Source organism: Virgibacillus carmonensis (assembly GCF_057836705.1).
Window position 1 is genome coordinate 1 of record NZ_JBYQFJ010000263.1, and the last position, 601, is coordinate 601.

At 41.1% G+C, this 601-nt stretch carries 2 protein-coding genes; both read left to right on the forward strand.

Going from position 1 to position 601, the window contains the following annotated elements; genetic code table 11:
* On the forward strand, nt 1-202 hold a 202-nt coding region (locus AC3G7N_RS21755; RefSeq protein WP_489424211.1), incomplete at its 5' end, for a YuzC family spore coat inner layer protein.
* Between the two features lie 93 nt (nt 203-295).
* A partial coding sequence (locus AC3G7N_RS21760; RefSeq protein WP_489424212.1) for a Lin0512 family protein occupies nt 296-601 on the forward strand: 306 nt, incomplete at its 3' end.

Consider the following 601-nt stretch of genomic DNA (forward strand, 5'->3'; position numbering starts at 1 on the left):
CGGGTCTGAGGAATTCGCCTATAAAGTAATGGATGCGGCACAACAAAATGATTCTAAAAAGGTGGAGGAGCTTATTAAATCAACTGGTGTTTCGGTTGACTTTCAAACAAGTTATAATCCGGATGGTATTAATATAATTCTAATTTCCAAAGTGGAAAACATCGAATGTTGTAAGTTGGAAATGGCAATTAGGTGGCGCTAACCAGCATTCCTAGCGATCACTTAACAAGTTTGTTTGTGTTTGGAATCTTACGGGAATGATAATAGTAATCATTTGGATAAGGAGAGATTCTAAATGCAACAGATATTATTCATCCAAACCGGTACTGGAATTGATGTGCATGGACAAGATGTTACAAAGGCCGCAACCCGCGCTGTAAAGGATGCCATCCATTATAATTCCATGCCAGGAATTGAGCGCAGCTTGCCTGACCAGCGTCTCGAGAATATGAAGGTAAATGTGAAGCTTGCTGTCCCGCTCGACCAAGATCAGCTTAAGAAGGAAAAGGTTAAAGACATGATTCCCTATGGTGAAGTGACGGTTGAGGTTGTTACTGGCGGAATGGCAACATCAAGTGGTATTTTTCTAGAGGATAAGGCT